Below are 11342 nucleotides of genomic sequence, written 5' to 3'. Positions count from 1 at the left end.
AAATGATGTAGCCATTTATATTCAATAACTTTTTGTTTAAAGATAGGAGTATATTTACGATTTTTATGAAGAAGTTGTGGAATACCACCATGTTCATAATGAGATATCCATCTGCAAAGAGGAGCTATATCTGGCATGTTTAGAATTTTAGCTACATGAGAAATAGAAGCTCCTTTTAAAACCATTTTAATTGCTTTAACTTTAAATTCATTTGAATATTTAGTCATAAAAAAACTGCACCTCCAAAAGTTGTTTTGTGTCCAACTTTTGGGGTGCAGTTCACAATAAAGTATCTTGCTTTTTATTAATCTTATTCAGTAACTGTAGTTTCTTCTTGTGCTTCATGTTCAGCAGCATCTAAATCTACTACATTAATATTTCTATATCTACTCATACCAGTACCAGCAGGAATTAATTTACCGATGATAACATTTTCCTTAAGACCGATAAGTGGATCAACCTTACCTTTGATAGCTGCATCAGTAAGAACACGAGTAGTTTCTTGGAATGATGCTGCAGATAAGAAGGAATCTGTTGCCAAGGAAGCTTTTGTAATACCTAAGAGGATTGGACGAGCAACGGCTGGAATACCGCCTTCTTCAATAGCTTTAGCATTTGCAGATTCAAAGCTATTGATATCAATATATTCACCAGGGAGGAAATCAGTGTCACCAGAATCTTCAATTTTAACTTTATGAAGCATCTGACGAACCATAACTTCGATATGTTTATCGTTGATACCAACACCCTGAGATTTATATACTTTTTGTACTTCGTATACGAGGTAACGCTGAGTTTCACGTAAACCACAAATACGTAAGATATCATGTGGATTAATAGAACCTTCAGTGATTTTATCACCAGGTTTAATTCTTACACCATTTTTAACAATGAGACGAGAACCATATGGAATTAAATATTCTCTAGATTCGCCTTCATCTGGTGTAATAGTAACTATGCGCATTTCTTTATCTTCGGAAATGAGAACAGTACCTTCGATTTCAGCAATGATAGCATGATGTTTTGGTTTTCTTGCTTCGAACAATTCTTCAACACGTGGAAGACCCTGTGTGATATCTTCGTCACTGGCAACCCCACCAGAGTGGAATGTACGCATTGTAAGCTGTGTACCAGGTTCACCGATAGATTGAGCAGCGATGATACCAACTGCTTCACCAACTTCAACCTGATTAGCTGTAGCAAGGTCTTGACCATAACATTTAATACATACACCAAGCTGAGATTTACATGTGAGTACGCTACGAATAGAAACTTTTTCACGTACTTTACAAATTGCTTTAGCAAGAGCTGGTGTAACAGTTTCGTTAAGAGAAGCGATTTTTTCACCAGTAGCAGGATCAATGATATCTTCTGCTAATACACGTCCTACAATACGATCTTCAAGAGATTCGATAATACCGTTACCTTCTTTAATAGCTTCAACTTCGATACCACGAATGTTGTTATTGCGAACTTTAACTTCTTTCGCATCGCTATTTAATACAGCTTCGATATATTCTTCTGTAAGTGGTGTATTTGCAGGAATGATTTCTGCGCCTGTGCTATCATAAACAGCATCAGTTGTATTTTTACCAAGCATTTCATGCATCATAGCATGTTTAATGGATTTACGTACATTTTCTTCAGGAGCACCAAGAGCTATTGTTTCAGTGGACATGGAGTTGAGTCCTTCATAAATAGCGGAACCTTTGAGTACGATTTCGCTAACATTATGTTCACCAATAGTATTAAGAGCTTCTTCATCAAGTGTAGTATCTGCAGCATAAAGAACTTCGCCTGTTTTTGGACTAACGATATCATTTGCAAGCACACGGCCTTTTAAGCTATCGCCAAGTTCTTTGATTGCAGCGCTAGAAGATGCAGCGAGTTTTGCACGTTCACGTACGAGGTTAATACCTACAACGTCACAGTCATCTTCACGAACGATAACGTCTTGAGCAACGTCAACAAGACGACGAGTGAGGTAACCAGAGTCAGCTGTTCTAAGTGCTGTATCGGCAAGACCTTTACGAGCACCATGAGAAGAAATAAAGTAATCAGACACTGTTAAGCCTTCACGGAAGTTTGCTTTGATTGGTAAGTCGATGATTTTACCAGATGGATCAGCCATAAGACCACGCATACCAGCGAGCTGACGCATCTGCTGTCTGTTACCGCGGGCACCGGAGTCAGCCATCATGAAGATATTATTGAATGTATCCATGTTAGCCATCATCGCATCAGCAACGTCATCTGTAGCATCGCTCCAAAGTTTTACAACTTTCTTATAACGTTCGTCTTCAGTGATAAGACCACGATTATAGTCGCGTTCAACACGGTTAACAACTTTTTCTGTAGCTGCCAAAATTTCTTTCTTTTCTGGTGGAACAATGATATCAGAGATAGCAACTGTCATACCAGCAAGACAAGCATAATGGTAACCTAAGTTTTTAACATTATCAATTACTTCAGCAGTTTTAGAACCACCAAATGTTTCAAAGCATCTAGCAACTAATTTACCAAGTTCTTTTTTACCTGTTTTGTAACCGAGATACCATTGTCCAGAGTTACCACCATGAACAATAGCTTCTTTAGCATCACTAGCAAGTAAGTTTTTAATATAACCAGCATCAACAACTGTATCAGCTGGAACGATTTCTTTACCTTCGCTATTAACGATTGGTTCAGCCATCTTTTTACTTTTTAAGCCTTTAATTAAAGCTTCACGAGCTTCTGGTGTATCAGCTTCTAAGGAAACTTTTGTTACTTGATAGAAATCGCGAATTTCAGGAGGAAGAATTTCATTGAAAATCATACGACCAAGAGTTGTTTTTACAAGGCCATATCCTTCCATACGAACCTGAATTAATGCTTGTAATTGAAGATTTTTATGTTGATGAGCTAAAATAGCTTCATTTATACCAGTAAATACTTTTCCTTCTCCTTGTGCATTTGGACGAAGGATTGTTAAATAATAAGAACCAAGTACCATATCCTGAGATGGAGTGATAATTGGGCCACCATCTTTTGGTGCTAAGATGTGGTTAGCAGCAAGCATTAAAATACGAGCTTCTGCTTGAGCTTCTGCTGAAAGTGGAAGGTGAATAGCCATCTGGTCACCATCGAAGTCAGCGTTATAAGCTGTACAAGCAAGTGGATGTAATTTAAGTGCACGACCTTCTGTGAGTACAGGTTCAAAAGCCTGAATACCAAGACGGTGAAGCGTAGGGGCACGGTTTAAAAGAACTGGATGTTCTTTAATAACTTCTTCTAATACATCCCAAACTTCTGGACGAATACGTTCAACCATGCGTTTTGCAGATTTAATATTGTGTGCAAGTCCAGAATTTACAAGTTTTTTCATTACAAATGGTTTAAATAATTCAAGAGCCATTTCTTTTGGTAAACCACATTGATGAAGTTTAAGTTCAGGACCTACAACGATAACGGAACGACCAGAGTAGTCAACACGTTTACCTAATAAGTTCTGACGGAAACGACCTTGTTTACCTTTGAGCATATCACTTAAAGATTTAAGTGGACGGTTACCAGGGCCTGTTACAGCACGACCACGGCGACCATTATCGATAAGTGCGTCAACTGCTTCTTGAAGCATACGTTTTTCATTGCGCACGATAATATCTGGTGCACCTAAGTCTAATAAACGTTTTAAACGATTATTACGGTTGATAACACGACGATATAAATCATTTAAGTCAGATGTAGCAAAACGACCACCATCTAATTGAACCATTGGACGTAATTCTGGTGGAATAACTGGTACTACATCAAGAATCATCCAAGATGGTTTATTGCCAGATTTACGGAAAGCTTCTACTACTTCTAAGCGACGAATAGCACGAACTTTACGCTGACCGCTAGAAGTACGAAGTTCTTCACGTAATTCTTTATTCATTTTATCTAAATCTAATTCTTCTAAAAGCTGTTTTACCGCTTCAGCACCCATGCCTACTTTGAAGCTAGAGCCATATTTATCATAATACTCACGGTATTCATTTTCGGATAAAAGTTGCTTTTTAATAAGAGGTGTATCGCCTGGATCTAATACTATATAAGAAGCAAAGTATAATACTTTCTCTAAAGAACGAGGTGATACATCTAAGATAAGACCCATACGACTTGGAATGCCTTTAAAGTACCAAATGTGAGATACTGGTGCAGCAAGCTCTATATGACCCATACGTTCACGACGTACTTTTGCACGAGTTACTTCTACGCCACAACGGTCACAGACAATACCTTTATAACGAATGCGTTTGTATTTACCGCAATGACATTCCCAGTCACGTGTAGGACCAAAAATTCTTTCACAGAACAAACCATCACGTTCAGGTTTTAAAGTACGATAATTGATAGTTTCTGGTTTTTTTACTTCGCCATAAGACCATTCACGAATCTTTTCTGGAGAAGCTAGTCCTATGCGCATAGAATCAAAATTATTTACATCTAACAAGGGGCTGTCACTCCCTTTCTTTAAAATTCAGCCTTGCATCTGTTAAAAAACTTTTATTAAACAAATAAAAGTTACCTACATTACTATATCACTATTTCAATTTATTGATTAAGAGCATTTATAATTAATAAATGCTCTTAAATCGATTAAATTAAACCATTATATTATTCGTCAAAATTATCTGCACCAAGATCAGCAATGATATCATCTGTTGGTTCTTCAGTAGTATAATCATCTTCTACTACATTTTCTTCAGAAACATCTGTTGTTACTGCTTGACCATAAGATTCTTTTGTTGCTGTTGCATCCATATCGAGTTCTCTTGCAGTTTCATTGATATCATCTTCAATATCATTAATCATAATTTCCTGTGCATCTTCGGAAAGAACTTTGATATCAAGACCAATACTTTGTAACTCTTTAATGAGAACTTTGAAGGATTCTGGAACACCTGGTTCAGGAATGTTTTCACCTTTTACAATAGCTTCATATGTTTTAACACGTCCAACAACATCGTCAGATTTTACTGTTAAAATTTCTTGAAGTGTATAAGCTGCACCGTATGCTTCGAGAGCCCAAACTTCCATTTCCCCGAAACGCTGACCACCAAATTGTGCTTTACCACCAAGTGGCTGTTGAGTAACGAGAGAGTATGGACCAGTTGAACGAGCATGGATTTTATCATCAACAAGGTGATGAAGTTTAAGCATGTACACGCAACCTACTGTAACAGGATTTTCAAATGGTTCACCTGTACGACCATCATATAAAATAGTCTTACCATTATCAGAGAAACCAGAAGCTTTGAGTGTTTCAAATACTTCGTTACCTTTTGCACCATCGAATACTGGAGTTGCAATGTGAATACCAGCAACGTCTGGTTTTGGCATACCATTTTTATCAAAATCATAACCAATTGCACGTAAACGAGATTCTACTGTTGGATCTCCTGCTTTAATCTGCATACCAAGTTCACGAACAGCCATACCAAGATGTGTTTCAAGTACCTGTCCAATGTTCATACGTGAAGGCACGCCTAATGGGTTAAGCACGATATTTACTGGAGTACCATCTGGTAAGAATGGCATATCTTCTTCACGCATAACGCGGGATACAACCCCTTTGTTACCATGACGACCAGCCATTTTATCGCCGACAGAGATTTTACGTTTTTGAGCAATATATACACGTACTAACTGATTTACACCAGGTGGTAATTCATCATTATTAGCACGGTTGAAGATTTTAACATCAACAATTCGACCAGCTTCACCATGTGGAACACGAAGAGAAGTATCACGAACTTCACGAGCTTTTTCACCAAAGATAGCGCGTAATAATCTTTCTTCTGCTGTGAGTTCTGTTTCTCCTTTTGGAGTAACTTTACCAACTAAGATATCACCTGCACGAACTTCTGCACCGATACGGATAATACCATCAGCATCAAGGTCACGAAGAGCATCTTCTGCTACGTTTGGAATATCTTGTGTGATTTCTTCTGGTCCAAGTTTTGTATCACGAGCATCGCATTCATATTCTTCAATATGGATAGATGTGTAAATATCTTCTTTTACAAGTTTTTCACTTAATAAAATCGCATCTTCGTAGTTATAACCTTCCCAAGGCATATATGCTACGATAACGTTATAACCAAGAGCTAATTCACCATGGTCAGTTGCTGGACCATCAGCGATAGGTTCTTTTGCTTCTACATGATCACCTTTGTACACGATTGGCACTTGGTTCATACATGTACCTTGGTTGGAACGTAAATATTTTTGTAATTTATAATGGTCGATTTCACCAGTTTCGTCTGCACGAACTTCAATGAAATCTGCTGTTACTCTAACAACTTCACCTGCGCGTTTTGCAAGTACCATAACGCCAGAGTCGCAAGCTGCTTTATATTCCATACCAGTGCCAACAAGTGGTGCCTGTGTTCTGAAAAGAGGTACAGCCTGACGTTGCATGTTCGCACCCATTAAGGCACGGTTAGCATCGTCGTTTTCTAAGAATGGAATCATTGCTGTCGCAATGGATACAATCTGTTTTGGTGATACGTCCATGTAATCTACACTATCTGCATCAACAAGCATTGTTTCTTCATGAACACGTGCTGTTACACGCTGAGCTTTGAACCAGTTATTTTCATCTAATGGTTCATTGGCTTGTGCAATTACTAAATCATCTTCTTCATCAGCTGTTAAGTAACGAACATCTGTTGTTACTTGTTTATTAACTTTATCGACTTTACGATAAGGTGTTTCCATAAAGCCAAATTCATTAATACGAGCATATGTTGCAAGGGAACCGATAAGACCGATGTTTGGACCTTCTGGAGTTTCGATAGGACACATACGACCATAGTGAGAGTTGTGTACGTCACGAACTTCGAACCCTGCACGTTCACGGCTAAGACCACCAGGACCAAGTGCAGATAAACGACGTTTATGTGTAAGTTCACTAAGTGGGTTGTTTTGGTCCATGAACTGAGACAACTGGCTAGAACCAAAGAATTCTTTGATTGCTGCCACAACAGGACGAATATTTACAAGAGCTTGTGGTGTAATTACATCATTATCTTGTGTATTCATACGTTCTCTGATTACACGTTCCATACGGGATAAACCGATACGGAATTGATTTTGTAACAATTCACCAACAGAACGGATACGACGATTTCCTAAATGGTCGATATCATCTTTATGTCCATGTCCATCCATTAAGTTTAATAAATAACTAATAGATGCAATAATATCGTTAATAGTAATTGTACGATGATTGTATGGTAAAGTACGAGAACAAATCATCTTAATTCTATTATTATTTTTATCTTTAATATAAACAATTGCATGTTCATCTTCACCGAAGATATTATTTTCTTGTTCGATAGTAATATCTTCAACCATAGATGCTTCAATTGTAACATCAGCAGGAACTAAAACTTCACCAGTTTCTTTATCTACTAATGGCTCAGCTAATTGTTTGCCTAAAAGACGACGTTTCCAGCCTAATTTTTTAGTTAATTTATAACGACCTACAGTTGCTAAATCATAACGTTTAGGATCAAATAAAAGCTGTTCTAAAAGTTGTTTAGCATTATCTACAGTAGGTGGGTCACCTGGACGCTGTCTTTTGTAGATTTCTACTAATGCTTCTTCTTTTGTTACTGTATTATCACGGTCTATAGTGTTTCTAATGCGTTCATCATTATCAAATAAAGACATAATAGCATCATTTGTACCATAACCTAATGCACGGATTAATACTGTAGCTGGTAATTTACGATTGCGGTCAAGACGAACAGAAATTACATCATTTAAATCTGTTTCAAACTCTATCCATGCACCACGGTTTGGAATAACTGTGGCATTATATAATCTTTTACCAGTAGGATCAATATTTTCACCGTAATAAGCACCAGGAGAACGAACGAGCTGACTTACGATAACACGTTCCGCACCATTGATGATAAATGTACCTGTTTCTGTCATGAGTGGGAAATCACCCATGAAAACTTCCTGTTCCTTTACTTCGCCAGTATCATTATTAACCAGGCGTACATTGACACGTAAAGGAGCAGAATACGTAGCATCGCGTTCTTTACATTCATCAATATCATATTTAGGTTTTCCTAAAGAAAAACCTTCAAACGATAACACAAGATTTCCTGTAAATCCCTGAATTGGAGAGATATCATGGAAAATCTCCTGTAATCCTTCCTTCATAAACCAATCATAAGAATTTCTCTGGATATCCAGAAGATGAGGCATATCCATAACCTCTTTGATTTTGGCATAGCTATACCTGGTCCGTTTACCAACTGAGACAGGATTGAACATTAAAATCTTCACCCCTCAAACCGAATTGAAACTAAATATTAAACATATGAATAAAGTGTTTTCTTATCTTTTGTCTACACGCTTTGATATGTTTTCACTATCAACATACATTAAACGTTAAAAAGGCAAGGCACTTTTTCTCTTTAAAGACCTTGCTTTGTAATTGACAAAGATATTCCTTTGTACACCTCATTCACTCCAAAATATATAAAGCTATAGAAAAATATTTTCTATAACGTAATCAAATATATTGACATTCTTCACTCAACAATGATAACTACAGTACTTAAATACTTAACAGTTATAATTGCCAATAGAAGATTTTTAAGAAGTATATCCTCTTAAAGGAACTGTCAAAACTCCTTTGTAGCTTCTAAAATATGAAGTCCTACATTTTGTGTTTTTAAAGAACAACTAACTTTATAGGCTTGCTATTTGCTTACCTAAAACTTAACATAAAGCTTTATTTTCTTTGAAATAAAATCAAAAGAACTCTCGCTTTTTATGTTAAAAATTTTGAACGTTACTCATCTCAAACTAATTTTTATTTAGTTTTTTTACGACAAATAATCGCACGTCCGGTAATAATAAATTATAGCATACTACCAGATGAGCGTCAATCAAATATTCTAGCTTAAAATGCGATTTAAACTAGAATATTTGATTTTAATTTTAAAGAATTTTAGATAAGAATAATTTGGTACGTTCTTGTTTAGGATTTTCAAAAATTTCTTTTGGTGTACCTTCTTCAATGATACGACCTTCATCTACGAATAATACACGATCCCCAACTTCACGAGCAAATCCCATTTCATGAGTAACTACAACCATTGTCATACCTTGATTAGCTAAGCTTTTCATAACATCTAATACTTCTGTTACCATTTCTGGGTCAAGAGCTGATGTTGGTTCGTCAAAGAGCATAACTTTTGGTTTCATTGCAAGAGCTCTTGCAATAGCCACACGTTGTTGTTGCCCACCAGATAACTGACTTGGATAAGAATTAGCTTTTTCTTTTAAACCAACTCTTTGTAATAAATCCATAGCTGTTGAAATTGCTTCATCACGTGAAATTTTCAACACTTTTGTTGGTGCAAGTACAATATTTTCTAATACTGTCATATGTGGAAATAAATTAAAACGTTGGAATACCATACCGATATTTTCACGAATTTTATTGATATCCGCATGTTTATCAAGTTTCATATTATCTACAGTGATATCTCCACTTGTAGGCTCTTCTAAATAATTCATACAACGAAGTAGTGTAGATTTACCAGAACCACTTGGTCCAATTATAACTACCACTTCTTTTTCTTCAATGGAAACATCTACGCCTTTTAATACTTCTACATGACCAAAAGACTTATGCAGATTTTTAATTTCTATCATCAATTTGATACCTCCGCTCTAAATATGCTACAAAACGAGAAATAGATAATGTCATTATTAAATAAATTAAAGCAACACAAACCCAAATTTCTAAAGAAGCATATGTTCTAGCAATAACTAATTGACCACGACGAGTTAATTCTTCAAAGCCAATAACAGACACTAATGATGAATCTTTCAATAAAGCGATAAATTCATTTCCTAATGGTGGTATTACACGTTTAAAAGCCTGAGGAATAATTATATATCTCATTGTCTGGAACCAAGATAAACCTAAAGAGCGACCTGCTTCCATCTGACCATTATCTATAGATTGTATACCTGCTCTAAAAATTTCCGCTACATATGCACCACTATTGATACTACAAGCAGCAATAGCTGCTACAAATGGGTTCATTTTTATACCTGTTAATACAGGTAATGCAAAATATATCAAGAAAATCTGTACTAATAAAGGTGTTCCACGTAAAAAGTCAACGTAGATAGCTGCTAACCATTTAATTATTCTAATTTTACTAATGCGAGCAACACCAACAAATAAACCAATAATAATACCGATTGCAACACTTAGTGCTGTAATTTGAATTGTGAAAATAGCACCTTCAATAAGTAATGGAAAAGCATTGATAATAATATCAAATCTAAAATCCAAAAATAAAACCTCCTCACTTTCTTCTATTATAGAAAAAGGACACTGACCATCAGACAGTGTCCTTCTAGGTTACTATGTTAAATACAAAATCTATTATTTAGCAGGTTTTGTACCAAACCATTTTTCATAGATTTTGTCATATTCACCATTTTCTTTAAGTGTTTTTAAAGCTGCATCTACTTTTTGTTTTAATTCTGTATTACCTTTTTTCATTGCAAAACCATATTCTTCAGATGTAAGTTTATCATCTAAACGTTTTACATCAGTAGCTTTAGTTTTTACAATATAATAATCATTTACAGGAAGGTCATTAATAACTGCATCAACGTTACCTGCTTTTAATTCCATAAATGTATCAGCAGAACTATTTAAAGCTTTTACTTCAGCACCTTCGATTTTCTGTGCTTCTTCCATGCTAGTTGTACCGATCTGTACAGCTATTTTTTTGCCTTTTAAATCAGCAAAACCATTGATATCAGTGTTGTCTTTAGGAACAACGATAGTAAGACCAGAAGTATAGTAAGGATCAGAGAATTCTACTTGATTTTTACGTTCTTCATTAATAGTCATACCAGAAGCAATTATATCAATATTGCCAGATTCCATAGCAGGAATTAAGCCATCGAAGTTAACATTTTGAATTTCAGCTGTATAACCCATTTCTTTAGCTACAGCTCTGATTAAATCCATATCAAAACCTTGATATTCTGTGCTACCATTTTCGTCTTGGAATTCAAATGGAGCAAAGTCAGCATTAGTACCTACACGTAATACTTTTTCTCCGCTAGAAGCTGCTTTATCAGAACTATCTTGTCCACAGCCAGCGAAAAGTGCACTTACAGCAAACATACAAAGAGCACATAAAGTTAATAGTTTCTTACTCATTATGTAACTTCCCTTCTTTAAATTTGTTTATAAAATTATAATTACATCTAACCTTAAAAAAGGCTCGGAAATATCCAAGCCTCCTTGCCGATTAAAC

6 protein-coding genes are annotated in these 11342 nt (G+C 35.9%); all 6 read right to left on the bottom strand.

Going from position 1 to position 11342, the window contains the following annotated elements:
- A partial coding sequence (locus F553_RS0107250; protein ID WP_018999589.1) for a helix-turn-helix domain-containing protein occupies positions 1–227 on the bottom strand: 227 nt, incomplete at its 3' end.
- 83 nt (positions 228–310) lie between these two features.
- Positions 311–4474 (bottom strand): DNA-directed RNA polymerase subunit beta', encoded by a 4164-nt coding sequence (gene rpoC, locus F553_RS0107245; RefSeq protein ID WP_018999588.1) that lies wholly within the window; start codon positions 4472–4474, stop codon positions 311–313.
- 164 nt (positions 4475–4638) lie between these two features.
- On the bottom strand, positions 4639–8316 hold the full coding sequence (gene rpoB / locus F553_RS0107240; RefSeq protein WP_033405645.1) for a DNA-directed RNA polymerase subunit beta: 3678 nt from the start codon (positions 8314–8316) through the stop codon (positions 4639–4641).
- A 672-nt stretch (positions 8317–8988) separates the two neighbouring features.
- Positions 8989–9708 carry an amino acid ABC transporter ATP-binding protein gene (locus tag F553_RS0107235; protein WP_008538734.1) on the bottom strand — a complete coding sequence of 240 codons (720 nt, stop codon included), beginning with the start codon at positions 9706–9708 and terminating at the stop codon, positions 8989–8991.
- Positions 9695–10360 (bottom strand): amino acid ABC transporter permease, encoded by a 666-nt coding sequence (locus F553_RS0107230; protein ID WP_008538735.1) that lies wholly within the window; start codon positions 10358–10360, stop codon positions 9695–9697. The genes F553_RS0107235 and F553_RS0107230 overlap by 14 nt, the downstream gene beginning before the upstream one ends.
- A gap of 93 nt (positions 10361–10453) precedes the next feature.
- Positions 10454–11245 (bottom strand): basic amino acid ABC transporter substrate-binding protein, encoded by a 792-nt coding sequence (locus F553_RS0107225; protein WP_018999586.1) that lies wholly within the window; start codon positions 11243–11245, stop codon positions 10454–10456.
- Positions 11246–11342 lie beyond the last annotated feature (97 nt).

The sequence above is a fragment of the Megamonas rupellensis DSM 19944 genome (assembly GCF_000378365.1).
In the GTDB taxonomy this organism is placed as follows: Bacteria; Bacillota; Negativicutes; order Selenomonadales; family Selenomonadaceae; genus Megamonas; species Megamonas funiformis.
Note: the sequence above shows the minus strand (reverse complement) of the source record. Positions and strands in the feature narration are given on the sequence as shown.